The sequence below is a fragment of the Paenibacillus graminis genome, assembly GCF_000758705.1.
Taxonomy (GTDB): domain Bacteria; phylum Bacillota; class Bacilli; order Paenibacillales; family Paenibacillaceae; genus Paenibacillus_AQ; species Paenibacillus_AQ graminis.
In genome coordinates, this window is record NZ_CP009287.1 from 2,423,419 (window position 1) to 2,439,545 (window position 16,127).

Annotated in this window: 11 protein-coding genes; 5 read left to right on the top strand and 6 right to left on the bottom strand. The window is 53.1% G+C overall.

The genetic code is table 11. The annotated features are described in order from the left end of the window. Positions 1-50: 50 nt before the first annotated feature. The 4 genes from yhbH to PGRAT_RS09775 form a co-directional block, all read right to left on the bottom strand. Positions 51-1,211: a sporulation protein YhbH gene (gene yhbH, locus PGRAT_RS09760; RefSeq protein WP_025708378.1), complete on the bottom strand. Its 1,161-nt coding sequence runs from the start codon at positions 1,209-1,211 to the stop codon at positions 51-53. A 108-nt stretch (positions 1,212-1,319) separates the two neighbouring features. Next, a complete protein-coding gene (locus PGRAT_RS09765; protein ID WP_025708377.1) occupies positions 1,320-3,005 on the bottom strand; it encodes a DUF11 domain-containing protein in 1,686 nt (561 codons plus the stop codon). Further along, positions 3,002-9,724: a DUF7507 domain-containing protein gene (locus PGRAT_RS09770; protein WP_081954743.1), complete on the bottom strand. Its 6,723-nt coding sequence runs from the start codon at positions 9,722-9,724 to the stop codon at positions 3,002-3,004. The genes PGRAT_RS09765 and PGRAT_RS09770 overlap by 4 nt, the downstream gene beginning before the upstream one ends. A 151-nt stretch (positions 9,725-9,875) precedes the next feature. After that, on the bottom strand, positions 9,876-10,514 hold the full coding sequence (locus tag PGRAT_RS09775; RefSeq protein WP_025705460.1) for a class I SAM-dependent methyltransferase: 639 nt from the start codon (positions 10,512-10,514) through the stop codon (positions 9,876-9,878). A gap of 204 nt (positions 10,515-10,718) precedes the next feature. On the opposite strand from PGRAT_RS09775, the gene PGRAT_RS09780 reads away from it, so the two are divergent. Next, the gene (locus PGRAT_RS09780; RefSeq protein WP_052415707.1) at positions 10,719-11,633 is read left to right on the top strand and encodes a DUF8580 domain-containing lipoprotein; all 915 of its coding nucleotides are present in this window, start codon (positions 10,719-10,721) and stop codon (positions 11,631-11,633) included. 503 nt (positions 11,634-12,136) lie between these two features. Here PGRAT_RS09780 and PGRAT_RS09785 read toward each other — a convergent pair. Continuing rightward, positions 12,137-12,595 (bottom strand): hypothetical protein, encoded by a 459-nt coding sequence (locus tag PGRAT_RS09785; RefSeq protein WP_025705808.1) that lies wholly within the window; start codon positions 12,593-12,595, stop codon positions 12,137-12,139. Positions 12,596-12,769: 174 nt separating this feature from the next. On the opposite strand from PGRAT_RS09785, the gene PGRAT_RS09790 reads away from it, so the two are divergent. Then, a complete protein-coding gene (locus tag PGRAT_RS09790; RefSeq protein ID WP_025705807.1) occupies positions 12,770-13,147 on the top strand; it encodes a DUF423 domain-containing protein in 378 nt (125 codons plus the stop codon). Between the two features lie 94 nt (positions 13,148-13,241). On the opposite strand, the gene PGRAT_RS09795 is transcribed toward PGRAT_RS09790, so the two are convergent. After that, complete coding sequence (locus PGRAT_RS09795; RefSeq protein ID WP_025705806.1) at positions 13,242-13,766, bottom strand: hypothetical protein; 525 nt, start codon at positions 13,764-13,766, stop codon at positions 13,242-13,244. A 222-nt stretch (positions 13,767-13,988) separates the two neighbouring features. Here PGRAT_RS09795 and PGRAT_RS09800 point away from each other — a divergent pair, with 222 nt between their 5' ends. From PGRAT_RS09800 to sufC, 3 genes are all read left to right on the top strand, one after another. After that, entirely contained in the window at positions 13,989-14,291 is a 303-nt protein-coding gene (locus PGRAT_RS09800; RefSeq protein WP_025705805.1) for a YunC family protein, read from the top strand. Positions 14,292-14,591: 300 nt separating this feature from the next. Next, positions 14,592-15,053, top strand: coding sequence for a Dps family protein (locus PGRAT_RS09805; protein WP_025705803.1), 462 nt, complete (start codon positions 14,592-14,594; stop codon positions 15,051-15,053). Between the two features lie 279 nt (positions 15,054-15,332). After that, a complete protein-coding gene (gene sufC / locus PGRAT_RS09810; RefSeq protein WP_025705802.1) occupies positions 15,333-16,115 on the top strand; it encodes a Fe-S cluster assembly ATPase SufC in 783 nt (260 codons plus the stop codon). The last annotated feature ends 12 nt before the right edge of the window (positions 16,116-16,127 follow it).

Genomic DNA, 16,127 nt, shown 5'->3' on the forward strand with positions numbered 1-16,127 from the left:
CGGCTTTACGGGACAGGGGTTCTTAGCCGATATGGAGGACTGACGGACTGTTATTTTACAGGTTCTCTTTTGCCAAAAAACGTCTTCAGCGCTTGATAGACTTCCTTTTTGTCCTTGATCACATAATGCATGAACTGCTCCTGCTTCAGATGGCGGTAGGCGGACATCAGCGTGCTGCTGCGGTTGTATTGATTAACCTCCCCATAGCCGAACATGTTGCTGCGTTTCAGCAGTTCACCGATCAGCTTAACGCAGCGTTCATTGTCAGAAGTAAGGTTGTCGCCGTCGGAGAAATGGAAGGGATAAATATTGTATCTGGAGGGCGGATAACGGCTGTCGATAATCTCCAGGGCTTTCTGGTAGGCCGATGAGCAGATCGTTCCTCCGCTTTCGCCGCGGGTGAAGAAATCATGCTCGCTGACTTCTTTGGCCTCTGTATGATGCGCCAGAAATACAATCTCGACCTTCTCGTACTGGCGGCGCAGGAAGCGGGTCATCCAGAAGAAGAAGCTGCGGGCGCAGTATTTTTCGAAGGTGCCCATGGAGCCGGACGTATCCATCATCGCTATAATGACTGCATTGGAATGCGGAACTGTAATATCGTCCCAGGTTTTGTAACGCAGGTCGTCAGGGCTGATGCTGTGAATGCCGGGGTTGCCACGGCTGGCGTTGCGCCGCAGATTCTCAAGCAGGGTGCGTTTTTTGTCGATGTTGGACATCATGCCTTTTTTGCGGATATCGTTGAAGACGATGGATTTGACTTCGATCTCTTCCTGTGTTTTGGGAGCCAGATGAGGCAGTTCCATGTCCTCGAACAGGATGTCCTCCAGATCCTCCAGGTCAACCTCCGCTTCTACTGTATCCTGACCGGGCTGATCGCCCGCCTTGTCTCCTTTGCCTGGCTGGGCGGATTGAGAATCGCGGCCGAGCACATCGCCGACCTGGCTTTCGCCGTCGCCTTGGCCGACATGCTTTTGCTTGCGGAAGTTGTAGACAATCCTGTACTCATCCAGACTGCGGATAGGAACTTTAACGATCTGCTTACCGTCAGACATAATAATATTCTCTTCGGTCACGAGGTCGGGCAAATTCCCCTTAATGGCTTCCCGGACCTTCTGCTGATGGCGCTCTTGATCCTGATGGCCTTTACGGTGAAGGGACCAGTCTTCTTTGGATACGACGAACGCATAATGATCGGATGATTGCGGCAGGATGACCACCTCCCATGGAATATAATTCGATACGGACACTACCCGGTACAATGAAGGGCAGGTTGTAACTAAAGTATATTCATGGGGCTGGGGGATATGTGAACCTTCTTATTCACTGATTTCTTCAATTAAAAGTCTGTAGCTGTTGGAGCGGGCCTCGCCGGAGTACCGGCGTCCGTCGATGGTATACAGATACAGCGCGGTTGAGCAGCCCTGAAGGGCGTTGCCCATATAACCCGGATGGACACGCACAAGATAGCTGAGCTGAATGGTCTGCCCTGGCTGCATCACTCCTAGTGAGATTATGCCGCTATATGTGGATTCGGGTAACGTATGGACGCTGACCGTAACCTTGCCCGTCTCCAACGTGCTTCCCTGGGGAATGATCTGTATGACCGATACCTCAGCCGGATAGTTGCCGCTGTTCATGACAGTGATGTTGAATTCGGCAATGCCGCCGGGTTCAACTAGTGGAGGCTCGCCTGTCATTTCAATAGAGATGATTGGGGAGACCAGCAGGGTGACGACTGTATTGGAACGGACCCTTTCCCTTACATTACGACCATCCGGCAGTGTGAAAGTATACTCCACGCTGCCTTGATTCTGGATTGCCGGCACATGGTGGATGTTAGCCTCAGCAGGGATTGATACGAGAAAATCCACAACGGCTGCCGATCCTGCCCGGATGGTGCCAAGCGGAATGCCTTCTCCGGGACGGACTCCTCTCTGCGGAATTCCGTCCACACGTACACTGTCCCAGATAAACAGTGTGCCGGTAGGAATGGCGTCGGCAACCATGGCGTCCACGGCCAGATTCCCGCTGTTCCGGATGGTGAACTCATAGCGCAGCTGGTCACCGGGAGCTGCGCTGTACTTGTCAACCTTCAGGCTGACAGAGAGGCCGGATTGAATTACGGCGACAGTGACTGTATTGCTCTTGGTTTCACCCGCATCTCCAGCCGTATCGTAAGTGACAACTGCCCGGGTGGTTAAGGCGGATGAGGACGGAACGGAAACAACCCTTACCTGAAATGAGATGTCTTCAGCCTTGCCTGGGGCGAGAGGGGGGAGCGGTATGCCCTTAGCCGGGCCGGCATCCGGCGAATAGATACCGCCCGAGATTACGCTTGCGGGAAGGAATGCCGCCCCTTCCGGCACAGGGATTGTGGCCAGGATGCCAGACATCAGCCGGGTTCCCTCATTCCTTAGCCGCAGGGTGAACGTAACGGCATCCCCAACAAATGTTGTAGGTGTGCTCGCCGCCAATAGAATAGAGAGCTTATAAGCGAGCAGGGAGACCGATACCTGGTTCGAGTAGACTTCGCCCTCCACACGCCTTCCCTCCGAAGTAGTAAAAGAATACACGGCTCTTGCCCTGTTGCCCAGCTCAAGAGAAGGCGGCAGGGAGACAACGATCACTTGAAAGGCAATGCGGATCTCCCCCTGGGGAGCGATTGCCCCCAGCGGGATGCCGGAGGACGGGGAGACTCCGGGCAGGGGGACTCCGTCCCGCAGCACACTGTTGGCGACAAAGGATACCCCGGAAGGCAGAATGTCCACAAGGGTAGCCAGGGCTGGCGCATTGCCTTCATTGCGGGCAATAAGCGTATAAACCAGTGTCTCCCCGAGGGAGACACTGGTTTGATCTGCACTTTTTAAGATTGTCAGAACCGGGCCGACAACCGGAGTGTGGACGGTATTGGAATAAGTAATAACATCCGCACCTGCTGCCGAGCTGAACAGCACCATGGATTGATTGCTGACGACGGGTTGAAGGCGGGAATCCCGGATCATACGGCAACTACCTGTACCTGGAATGTCACTGTAACGGAAGCTCCGGGGGCAATGGTGCCGATAACAATGCCTGAACCGGGATTGGCTCCGGGACGGGCCGTACCATCGACGGTGACGCTGCCGGCAACAAACTGGCTGCCAGCCGGGATCGGGTCAACCAGCACGACATTGTTGACAGGCGCAATTCCGTTGTTGGTCACTACAATGGTATAGGTGATAACGTCGCCGACTACAGCATCAATGGCAGGTGTGCTCTTTACTACAGTGACGTCTGGAGACGACACGGGGATGACCAGCACGTTCGACACTGAGGAGCCGGAGAGCAGGCGTCCGTCCGGCGGACTGAATGTAAAGGTCGAGGCAGCCTGATTCACCAGCTGCTGCGGCGAAGGCAGGGAGGCGACCGTGACCTGCAGGGTGATGGTTACGGTGACGGTTGCTCCCGGAGCCACTGTTCCAATATTGAGTCCGCCGGCCGGATCGGCACCCGGCTGCGGCACGCCGTTGACCAGCACGCTGTTCGGAATGAATACAGCCCCCGCCGGTATCGAATCTGTAATGGTAACATTTGCCGCCAGATTGCCGGTGTTGGTGATATTCAGGAAATAAGTGACCGTATCTCCGACGGTTGCGTTGGCCGTATCCGCGCTTTTGACAATGTTGATGAACGGCTGGTATACCGGAGTCACGAAGGTGTTGGAATAAGAGGCACCCGAGAATGCTCCGGAGGTGAAGCTTACGGAAGCCTGGTTGCTCAGGCTGGCAGACGCCGGCAGTGCGTTTACAAGGATGCTGAACGTTACCTGTAAAGTAGCACCCGGCGCGATAGTACCCAGCGCAATGCCATTGGCAGGATTGGCACCAGGCAGCGGGGTGCCGTCAACGGCTACGCTGCCGCTGACAAAGGAAGCACCGGCGGGAATCGGATCGCTGAGCACGGCGTTGTCTATGGGCGCTATGCCGCTATTAGTGACGCTAATGCTGTAAGTGATGGTATCTCCGATAACGGCATCCGTTGCCGGTGAGCTTTTAACAACCAGGACATTTGGCGAGGAGACGGAAATCTGATTGATATTGGAAACCGATGTCTGATTGAAGGTTCTGCCGTCCGGAAGCGTGTAGGCGAAGGAGATCGTCGCCTGATTGCTCAATTGCTGGCTTGCCGGCAGTGTGTCAATTACCACAGAGAACGTAACAGCCACAGTAGTGCCAGCGGCAATGGAGCCAAGCGTGATTCCGGTTGCCGGATCGGCTCCGGGAGACGGGAAGCCGTTAATCAGTACGCTGTTCGGAAGCAGTGTAGTCCCCGCTGGAATAGTGTCGGTTAAAGTAGCCGCAGCCGGATAGTTGCCGGCATTGCTGACATTAACCGTGTAAATAATGGTATCTCCGATGGTTGCATTTACAGAGCTTGAGCTTTTCGCTGCACTTATAACCGGCTGATATACCGGTGTGGTCACAATGTTCGAGAAGGCTACGCTGGAGAGCACGCCGGAGGTGAAGCTTACGGATGACTGATTGTTCAACAAGCCGCTGGCTGGAAGCGAAGTGACGGATACGCTGAACGTAACGTTTACTGAAGCCCCTTGAGCGATGCTGCCTATGGTAACTCCTGTAGACGGTGAAGCCGCCGGGCGGGCAACGCCGTCCACCAGCACGCTGCCGGGAACAAATGCCGTGCCGGACGGCAGAGCATCCGTAAATACAACATTATTGATGGTAGCGATCCCGTTATTCGTCAGCGTTACAGAATAAATGATCGTATCACCAAGCGTGGTTGCTGTGGTTGCTGTGGTTTTGACTACAGCCAGGTTGGGGTTGGTGACAGGGATCGTTACCGTATTGGATAGAACCGAACCGCTCAGTGTCCGCCCGTCAGGCAAAGTGAAGCTGTATGCTATAGTTCCCTGGTTGACGAGCAGCTGCGGTGAAGGGAGCGAGGTGATGATTACAGAGAAAGCCACCGCTACGGTTGCCCCCGCAGCAATCGTTCCTGCCGCAATCCCGGTAGCCGGGTCAGCCTGTGGCAGAGGCAGCCCGTTAATCAGGACACTGTTCGGCTCGAACGTGGTGCCGGCCGGAATGGTGTCTGTTACGGTCAAAGCTGCCGGATAGTTGCCGGAATTGCTGACCGTCAGGGTATAGGTTACGGTATCGCCGACGGTGGCGTTGGCTGTACTGGCGCTTTTGACCGCAGAGAGAACAGGCTGGTAAAACGGAACGCTGACCGGGTTGGAAAAAGTAGAACCCGAAAAAGCAACACCGGAAGTATACGTCACCGTAGCCTGGTTGTTGATTGCTGCGCTGGCCGGTGCAGAAGTAACCGTTACATTGTAAGTGACAGTGGCTGATGCGCCGGGTGCAATCGTTCCAACGGATACACCGGTCGCCGGGTGGGCATTCGGAAAGGGAACCCCGTTCACCGAAACGCTGCCGGTCACAAAAGTGGTTCCCGGCGGAGTCGGATCACTCAGCTGCACACTGTTCACAGGGTCTATTCCTGTATTGGTTATGCTAACAGAATAGGGAATGGTATCCCCAAGCGTTGCCGCTGTTGCCGTGGTGCTTTTTACAACCTCAACATTTGGAGCGGACACCGCGACCGTTACAGTATTGGATTCCGCTGTGCCGGTCAGCAGTCTCCCGTCCGGCGGAGTATACGTAAAGGTGGACGAGGCCTGATTGACAAGCTGCTGCGGAGTAGGCAAGGATACAATGATGACCGTGAAGCTGACGGAAATACTGGCACCCGGAGCGACCGTACCGACAGTAATGCCGGTATCCGGCGCTGCACCCGGCTGCGGAAATCCGCCGACAATGACACTGTTGGGATCAAAGACAGTACCTGCCGGAATATTGTCCGTCAAGGTTACATTTGCGGCAAGATTGCCGGCATTGCTGACAACTACTGTGTAAATGACGGTATCGCCGACGGTTGCGTTGAGATCATTCGCACTTTTGACCAGGGAAATCTGCGGCTGGATCACCGGTGTGGAGGTGACATTGGAAGATGAAGAGCCAGAGAAGACACCGGAGGTAAAGCTTACGGTTGACTGGTTGTTGATCTGTGAAGGAATCGGCATTGTTATCCTCACCTCGAATGTTACGGCGACTGAGGCCCCTGGGCCCAGACTGCCGATTGGAATGCCGGCGGACGGAACTGATAGCGGCTGGGAAAGGCCGCCCACAATTACGGTTCCGGGAATGAAAGCCGCATTCTCAGGCAGAGGATCACTGAGAATGATGTTGCTTACAGCAGCAATGCTGTTGTTCGTCAGCACGGAGGTAAAGGTAACAATGTCGCCGGTGACGGCGTCGATGGCGTTCACACTTTTTACGATGCTGACATTAGGCGCAGAGACGGGAACGGCAAGCGTATTGGAAGCGGCGCTTCCTCCAAGCTGCCGTCCATCAGGCAGCGTGAAGGTGAAAGATGCGGCTGCGGAGTTGAGCAGCTGCTGGTTCGGAGGCAGCGCCGTTACGGTGACCAGAAAAGAAACAGGAACGCTGTCTCCCGGTGCGAGCGGCCCCACAGGGATGCCGGTCGCCGGGCTGTAACCCGGCAGCGGAGTGCCGCCGATGCTGACACTGTTGGTCTCGAACACAGCCTGCGGCGGCAGGGTATCGGTCAGATTCAGAACAGCGGCGATGTTGCCTGTGTTGCTGACCAGAATGGTGAAGGACAGAGAGCCGCCGACAGAGGCTTGAGCGGCATTGGCGCTTTTGACCAGATCGATAATAGGAATATATACAGATGTGCTCACTGTATTCGACAGAGCGGCTCCACTGAACGTGCCTGCCGTAAAAGAAGCGCTGGCCCTGTTGGTAAGGACGGCCGGATTAGGCAAAAGGGCTGCATTCACCTGAAAGGCTACGGTTGATGAAGCACCCGCCGCGATAGTTCCGAGTGTAATCCCTGCTCCCGGATTGGCCGAAGGCACGGATGCACCGTTCACGGTGACTGACCCGGCTACGAATACGGCGCCTGCCGGAACAGGGTCAGACAAAACAACGTTATTTACGGGAACGCCGCTGGGATTGGATACAACCACTGTATAGATCAAGTTTTCCCCTACAGCCATACTTGCCAGGCTGGCGTTCTTGAGCAGGCTAATGCCTGGGGCAGATACCGGTATGCTGACCGTATTGGACAGGCTTGTTCCTGAAAGAGAACGTCCGCCCGGTAATTGATAGGTATAGCTGCTGCCGCCCTGATTACTAAGAACAGGGGGAGAAGGCAGTGACTGGACAGCCGTTAAAAAGGTAACGGTAACGGCGGCTCCGGGGGCTACCGCACCGAGGGCAATGCCTCCTGTTGGAGAATCGGACGGGCGGGCGGCCCCGTTTACGGTGACAGAGCTCGCCACAAAGGCGGAACCGGCCGGAATGTTGTCAGTCAGGACAACCGTGGCGGCCAGATTGCCTGTATTCTGTACCCGCAGCGTATACAGCACATTGCCGCCTACAGTTGCGCTGGTTGTATTGGCGCTTTTGGCAATATTGATAACCGGCTGATAGACAGGGGTTGCCGTTGTATTGGACTGCGAAATGCCCGTGAATACACCGGAGCTGTAAGAGGCTGATGAACGGTTGGAAAGCTGCGCGGGTGAGGGTACTGAGGTTACGTTTACCTGAAAGGTAACCGTAACGCTGGTACCCGCCGCAAGGGTCCCCACAGTGATTCCGGTCGCAGGATCGGCGGACGGACGGGCTCCGCCTGCAACAGTGACACTCCCCGGCACGAAGCTGCTTCCGGCGGGGATGGGATCGGACAGAACGACATTGGTGACAGGAGCAATACCGTTGTTGCTGATAACCGAGGTATACAAGAGAATATCGCCTACGGCCACGTCGGTGAACCCCGCGCTTTTCACAACAGCTACATTCGGCAGAGTCACCGGTATTGTCAGTGTGTTGGAAGCGGCTGTTCCGGCTAAGGTGCGGCCGTCCGGCACCTGGAACGTGTATGCGGCAGTGGCCTGATCCACAAGCTGAGGAGGGGAGGGCAGGCTGTTCACTTGTACCCGGAACTGAACCGTGGAGCTTCCACCGGCGGGCACAGTCCCGATAGAGATGCCAGCCGCAGGATTGCCTGCTGCAGGCGTGCCATTAACGGTGAAGCTGCCCGGAACATATGTGCTTCCGGCCGGAATGTTGTCCGTGACCGTAGTAGCGGCTCCTATGTTGCCTGTATTGGCAATCTGCAGGGTATAGGTGATTTGATCGCCCACTGTAGCATTGGCGGTGTTGGCGCTTTTGACGATGCCGAGAACAGGCGAATACACCGGCAAGGTGGCCGTGTTGGACGGAATAACTCCGGTCAGAACCGATCCGCCCGCCACACTCTGGAACGTAAATGCCACATTGGCTGTATTGGCTACAGTTTGCGGACTCGGCAATGAAGTGACAGTGGCTTGATATGTAACGGTTACAGAGGTGCCGAGCGTCAATGTCCCCAAAGGGACGCCTGCCGTAATATCATACGAAGGACGGGATACACCGGCTACAACAACACTTCTGGTCACAAAGGTTAACCCTGCCGGCAAGGTGTCCGACAATACGGCGCTGGTCGCACTGGCAGTTCCTGTATTGCTGATTGTTACGGTATAAGTCACGGTATCCCCGACGATGGTCCCTGTCACATTGGAGCCTTTGGTCAAGGAGATCTTAGGGGCGTTGATATCAATTTGCAGCGCATTTCCGTTGACCACATAGGCATCTCCGGAGGTCGTCAAGGTCAGCAGTGCAGTAGACTGGTTGTTCACAAGTCTCGCCGATACATCTACATTGGTGATATCCCAGCCCTGCCGCCCGCCGATGATATTGGTTCCGGGACTGCCATTGGTCTGGTTGCGGGTGCCGAAGGTGCCGGTGGTATTGAGCGCGCCGGAATCATTATTGATCTGGGAGGCAAAAAAGTTATTGGCAAAGTTGTTGGGACCCGATAACGCAACCTGGGTATTTGATGTCGGACCGAACAGCGCCTGATCTCCCGAACGGTTGGCATCACCTTCCTGTGCGCTGAACAGAATGCGGCCTCCGAGCGCTCCGGATACCGGGGTGGCAAAGCCTGTAATGGTTGTGACTACAGGGGCTGAACTGGCCTGCACCAGCACGGCCCCTGCCCGAAGAGACATATTACGGAAGGGAAGCGACGGGTTCTGGTAGATCACGCCCAGCGTCCAGCCGGCATGATTGGCTGTGGTATCGCCGGTAATAACAATAGTGCCAACCACACCGCCCGTCGTGTAGGTTCCGGCACCCCCGGATTGAATAATGCTGGTTACGTTCGCCGAGCGGACGTAGGCAGATGCACCGTTTCCCAGATCTACCGTATTGCTGGTAGCGGAATCTGGAGCCACACTGGAGGTGCTGCCCGCAGGGGTAGTGAAGGTGACCGGATTGTTGATGGCTGAACTCAAATTGACAGAACCATTGATATAGGAGCCGCCCCAGATAAGCTCGGCATACAGCACCGTACTTCCTGAGGGGATTGTCAGTACCGCCGAAGAGCTGTTGCTCTGGTATAAGCTCGTGGTCCCCGCCGGATAGGTTCCGAATACGGACGCTGTATTTACTGTAGAGAATGCCCCGATGCTGTCCTGTGTCCCGGGAACGCCCGCTGTGTCCGAGCGGCTCAGTCCCAGTGTATTGCCAGTGAACGTGATCGCTCCCGTTGCGTTAATGGTAGCCCGAACGACTAGAGGAATAATTTTCACCTCCTTTTGAAAATAATGCGTTCATAAGTGAGAACGAAAAAAAGCAAACCGGCCTCTTTGTTGGCATCGGTATGCTCTGTTTCTACTCTTCATAGGCTATGCTTAAATTGGCGGGAAATTGTTTGTCCATGGATAAAGCGGCATATTATTTTTATACTTGCCTGTTTTGTGCGTGTCTTCTCCGTTTCAGAAGCGCTTGCGGTTCGGGATAAGCTTTCCTGCTCATGGCTGCAAGCTCTTCAGGGGTGATGGGCTTCTTGACTGCGACGAAATGGTACATAATTTCATGAACGACATTAGACTGCAGCGTCTTCAAAATCTCCAGTTCCTCAGATTCATAAAGCGTGTTGTCAAACGGATATTGATAGAACAGCTCCATCCGCAGCAGCCTGTAATCAAAGGGAGGCACAGGCGCCGGATAATCGGGGATTTCCGGTGAGACTGCCCCGGAGGCAGGCTGAAAAAAGCTTCCTGTGAAATAACGGGGAGTGTATTCGTCGAATTTCTGCTTGAACAGCGGATTGGACAGGTGGGGGAAGCTGTGGGCGTAAGGCGCCAGAATACAGATAACAGCTTTGTGGACGCTTATCCGGTGAATTTCCGCCATTACCGCAAATAAATTGTTCACATACGGCAATACGCGGCTGGCCATGACAAATTCGGCAGTGTTGTCCGGCAGTGGAATTCCTTCATTTATATCGCAGATGATATCTACTCCGGGCCAAGCGGTGCGGTCGATTCCAAGATAACCGGATTCCTTGCAAGAACCGCAGCCGATATCGATTTTCAAGGAAATCACTCCTTCAGGGGATGACTCTAAAATAAGGCTCTCCACCATTGTATTAATTTCAACGCCTCCTGTCTCCGGCGTACGCCTATCCAAGCCGTAAACGGCCGGCAAGTTTATGCAACCCCGGAGAAGGGTTAAACGTTAATAAGAGTAAGCCAAGCCAGGCAATAACTTTACCGCTTCAACAAAGAGGAGGCAGTCAACATGAAATCGCAACGCAAATTACCTGTTATGGCGGCCATCGCTGTATTGATGCTGGCTATCACCGCTTGCGGCGGCAATACACCCGCCGGGGCTCCGGGAGAGCCTTCACCTGCGGCTTCGCCCTCGCCTGCCGGGAGCACGGCTTCGCCGTCACCAAGCCCTACAGCCCAGCCGAGTTCCTCCCCTGCGGAGGAAACGCAGTCGATTCAAGGTACAGGCATCTATGTCGGGCAGATCGATAATCATTCCGTAGAGATCAAGACAGATGAAGGGGCGACGTCATTTGAACTGGGCATAGGCCTGGAAAAGGCTCCAGAGGCTTTAAGTATGGATGATCCGGTAGTTTTTGAATATGTCGAACGGGGCGTAGAGGGAGATTCCTCCGTCCTGCAGCGGGTGCTTACGAAGCTGGACAAGTCTGCCGGCAGCGGCAGTGCAGCCCCATCTCCGGCGGCACTCCCCAAGTCGAAACCATTCAGTCTGACACTGGAAGGTATGAAGGAAGAAAAGACGGCTGCACTTGCTGCCGGAGAGGGCTATTCGCTGTATATATTTGATATCTTCACTTTTGATGCAAAGACAGGCAAACTGGCCATGAAAGTAGATCCAGGGTATTACGCTGAGATCACCAAGCTGCCCAAGAACTTCAAGCTCGATTCTCTCAAGCTGGAGGGTGAAAAGGAACTGTCCGCTACAGGGAAGGTGAACGCACTCGATCAAAAAGAGCGTGACCGGCGGATGTCCGGTATCCGGCTCTATCTTACAGCCATGGGTAAAGGGCTGACCCGTGAGTATGTGGTGAAGGAGATTGCAGGGCAGGGGTATGTGATCAGGCTGAACATTCCGCAGCGTGAAGCCTCGGAAGGCTTCGGACCGCATGTCTACGCGTCGCTGGACAGTCTGGTCAGCCAGTAGCCGGGGGCCAGCTGAGAGAGCAGTATAGCAGGAGCTCTATAATGGAACTTAAAAATCAATGATGAAAAGGCAGTCTTTGTTAGTGGAAAAAGTATCGCTAATATAACTCACTCGGCTTACGGAGTATCCTATGTGGGGAAAAGTACCACTAATCCGGCTGATATCGTCCATCTGGGATGAATAAGCATGAATTAAGTGTACAAAATCCCACTAAAACCTTTTGCAGCCAGAATTTCAGCTCATTAGTTTTACTTTTTCCACTTAGCCACAGTTCCTGATGAGCCTGTTCGCTATCCCCAAGCTTTCTCCAGTTCAACTCGTATATTAACAGAATAGAAGCACAACAAGGGACCGATTCCGGAGAGCTTCCGGACCGGTCCTTTGTGCAAATATAAGGATTTACATCTTTCACGCCCCAAATCATCCTTATATTTGTCGCTGATAGGGTGCCGCCCTTTTAAAGGCTGGCGAAGCCGTTTCTGCCTGTGGGTGCAGGTTAAGCTTTAAACAGAACCGGCATTCACGAGTACGGTGGAGATGATCAGCATGAACACCAGCAGAAAAACCGCATTTATGGTAGTGCCGATGACCGCAAACACTTTGCGGCGTTTGCGGAGAGTAAGGCCGATAATGCCGAGCACTCCCCCGATGACATTGAAGGCCGCCAGGATAAGCACAGATAGTCCGAGATAGAAAATAGATTCTGCACTATCTGCAATGAATGAGTCGCTTCCGTTGACAAGGGAAGTGGACCGGACACCTACAACTACAAAGGCGATAATATAGCCTATAAGGGTAATTAAGGCGATGATGAACGAAGCAATTCCGGGTCCGGAATGTTTGAAATCCCGTTTGTTCTCTTCATACGTTGGATGCTGCTCCGGCGGCAGTCCCGTCTCCGGGATCGTACTCTGGGGCCGGGGGGAGGAAGGATCTGTTTTGGGTGTAGAATAATCGTTCATGGGTGCACTCCTTATGTCCTAAATGGGTTAATGCCTGATAGTATCCACTTTTCCATAAGATGGCGGCAAAAGCAAGCCTTGTTTGTAAAATGTACCCAAGCAGCCGCTGCTGGAAATAAACGGCCAGGTTACGGTAAGATAGGGGGAAGTCCAATTTTAAGGAGCTGTGGTACCATGCAACGAAGATTTATGGCCTGGGGAGCCTTGCTTGCCATGCTGTCTGTCGGCATAGGCGCGTTCGGAGCGCACTTGCTCAAACCGGTAATTAGCGAGGATTACCTGAAGGTGTACGAGACAGGTGTACATTACCACATGATTCATGCACTGGGGCTGATCCTTATCGGTCTGGCTGCAGGTCAATGGGGGGAGCGTTCACGCCTGCGCTGGGCAGGGAGGCTGCTGATCCTGGGGATTGTTCTATTCTCCGGCAGCCTGTATGTCTTGAGCATTACCGGCATCAAGGGGCTTGGAGCGATTACTCCACTTGGAGGCGTATGTTTTCTTGCGGGGTGGCTTTGCCTGGCCTGGGAGGCTTTGTCACGGAAAAATTAAATGAGGTACAACCCAAGGTCCCCTGCAAAACAACAAGCACCTGCCTGGAAAATCGGGCAGGTGCTTGTTGTTGCGGGATAACAGCAGAAACTTATTACGAAAATTCGTCGATCTCATTGAGCTTGAACGTGTATACTTGCTTTTCATCCACATGGTATACACTGAGTGAATTCGCCGCTTCGTCAAAATTCAGAATACGGCAGGGCATTGACACCTGTTTGCCGTGCCGGTTGGCCCGGAGCCGGACCAATTGGTTGTTCTGAATGTATAATCTGATTTTTCCATATGCATCCGCAGGACTTTCTCCGGGCGCGTCAGCAGGAATACTGTTGGTTACGGGCTTGCCGGCTTGCTTGTCCGCTGGCTTCACTGGCAATTTAACAGGGATTTGAACGGCTGCTGCAGATTCATGCTTCAGGGCGAGCTTCGCAGACCGCAGCAGGTGGTCAATCGTTCTTCCAAGCTCGAGACCCGAGTTGATGTTGAAATCTGTGATTTTGTCGGTGCTGTTCAATATTTCAAGTAAATATTGCAGTGCAAGCGGGTTAGTACGGGCGTTAATCAGGATGTCGACATTAAATAGATAATTGCCGTCCGTATGTTGTAGTTTCTTGTCCATAGATCCCCCAGCTTTGTCAGTAGACACAATTAGAAATACAATTTTTAAAGTATATAAACTATACCACTAATTAAACAATAAGCATATACCTCCTTCTTGAAAAAACAAGGACTATTGACCCTGGGGTTTGCAGGGGATATAGGTCCATCGTCCACACGCTGCCCGGAATAACAGCATACACATACATCATGATGAGGATCAAGTAAAAGGGAGGTAGTGCAAGTGGTTACAATGGAGCCTGTTGCCGTAGGCGGGCATATATTGGTTGGTGTTGAAGTGAAGCTTCCGAAAACTACGCTGCTGTCCATCAGCACGAGCAAAGGTTATATCATGTGCGGGGCGCTCGATGTGGGCCTTCTTAACGAGAGGCTCAGCGACAGGGGAATCATCGCAGCCCGGGCGGTTGGAGTGAGAACATTGCCGCAGCTTCTGGCTGCTCCGCTGGAGTCTGTAACGATAGAGGCCGAGAAGCTGGGGATCGTACCCGGGATGACCGGAGCGGATGCCCTGCTCCTCATGCTGTAAGGCCGCTGCCTGGTTGTATGCAGAGTGCATGGATTAAGCGGGGCCTGCGGGCCTCTTTTTGCTGTGCCTGATAAGCTAAGCGAAGGGCGGTTTTATCCGGAACGGGGCATAAGGGAGGCGGGCTTGGCTCATCCTATAGAATAGCTTTCGAGTTATGGAGGCGTCAGGGGTTTCAGCGATGGGGCCGGGCATATTAATTGTTTCGTCTTCTGTGCGGAAGGGTAAATTCAGTATAGACACTGCACTGCCGGACCAGGGACAAGCAGCCGGCTAAATTATGGATAAGGAAGGGATTATACAATGGCTAAAGCATCGAATAAAGTCAACACTACTTCACTCGAACAAGTACTCAACCGTGAGGTTGCCAACCTGAACGTGCTGTACGTCAAAATTCATAATTATCACTGGTATGTGAAGGGCGAGCAATTTTTCTCCCTGCATGTAAAATTCGAAGAGCTTTATGATGATGTTACCCTCAAAATGGACGAGGTGGCTGAACGCCTGCTCAGCATCAAAGGCAGTCCGGCAGCAACCATGAAAGAATATCTGGAACTCGCAACCATTCAGGAAGCGACCGGTAAGGAAGATACCCGGGGCATGGTGCAGACGCTGATTGAGGATTTCGCCACCGTGGCTGAAGAGCTTACAGAAGGCATTGAACTGGCCGAGCAGGTGAGCGATCAGCCAACAGCCGATCTGTTCATCAAAATCCGCAGCGATTTGGAAAAAAATCAATGGATGCTGCGTTCTTTCCTCGGTTGATCATTCCTCTCTCATACTAGCAGTTCAAAATAGAGTAGAGCCTCCGGCATGGGGGCTTTATTTTTTGCTTTTTGTCGATCCATGAAAACGGGTTTTGAAATACATGTTTGTAAAAAAAATCGGTTTGTAATAAAATTAGTGAGAATCATTGATAATCACTGCGATACACTTTATAATTATTATAATATGATATAAAATCTAATTTTGCTGGCATCAGGGATTACCTGTTACAATACAGCTTTCTGATTTCGCAAATCGAACAATGGGGGGAACATTATTATGGCAGCAGATTTTGTCATTGAAGGACTGAAAGCGACGATTGAAGGAAAAGAAATTCTGAAGGGCATCAACCTTCAAATGAAGGGCGGCGAAATTCACGCCATCATGGGACCGAACGGTACCGGTAAAAGCACCCTGGCTTCGGCTCTGATGGGCCATCCCAAGTACGAGGTTACCGAAGGTACAGCCGTTCTTGAAGGCGAGGACCTGCTGGAAATGGCTGTTGACGAACGCGCACGCGCCGGTCTTTTTCTGGCGATGCAGTATCCAAGTGAAATCAGCGGCGTAACGAACTCTGACTTCCTGCGCAGCGCAATTAATTCCCGCCGCGAAGAAGGAAGTGAAATTTCCTTGATCCGCTTCATCCGCCAAATGGAAGCAAAGATGAAGGAACTGGATATGAACCCTGAGTTTCTGCACCGTTATCTGAACGAAGGCTTCTCCGGCGGTGAGAAGAAACGCAACGAAATTCTCCAAATGATGATGCTGGATCCGAAGATCGTCATTCTTGACGAAATTGACTCCGGCCTTGATATTGATGCGCTCAAAATTGTCGCTGAGGGCGTCAACTCGATGCGCAGCCCGGAACGCGGCTTCCTGGTCATTACCCACTATCAGCGCCTCCTGAACTACATTAAGCCTGACTTTGTACATGTTATGATGCAGGGACGGATTGTGAAATCCGGTGGTCCTGAACTGGCAGAGCGTCTGGAAGCAGAAGGTTATGAATGGGTGAAGGAAGAACTCGGCATTGAAGATGAAACCGTAGGACAGGAAGCTTAAGAGACGCCAGGA

Excerpts from the sequence above, each read along its gene's own strand:
- sufC (WP_025705802.1), top strand. The coding sequence starts at position 15,333 with ATGGCAGCAGATTTTGTCATTGAAGGACTGAAAGCGACGATTGAAGGA.
- PGRAT_RS09805 (WP_025705803.1), top strand. The coding sequence starts at position 14,592 with ATGGCTAAAGCATCGAATAAAGTCAACACTACTTCACTCGAACAAGTA.
- PGRAT_RS09790 (WP_025705807.1), top strand. The coding sequence starts at position 12,770 with ATGCAACGAAGATTTATGGCCTGGGGAGCCTTGCTTGCCATGCTGTCT.
- PGRAT_RS09795 (WP_025705806.1), bottom strand. The coding sequence starts at position 13,766 with ATGGACAAGAAACTACAACATACGGACGGCAATTATCTATTTAATGTC.
- PGRAT_RS09765 (WP_025708377.1), bottom strand. The coding sequence starts at position 3,005 with ATGATCCGGGATTCCCGCCTTCAACCCGTCGTCAGCAATCAATCCATG.
- PGRAT_RS09780 (WP_052415707.1), top strand. The coding sequence starts at position 10,719 with ATGAAATCGCAACGCAAATTACCTGTTATGGCGGCCATCGCTGTATTG.
- PGRAT_RS09785 (WP_025705808.1), bottom strand. The coding sequence starts at position 12,595 with ATGAACGATTATTCTACACCCAAAACAGATCCTTCCTCCCCCCGGCCC.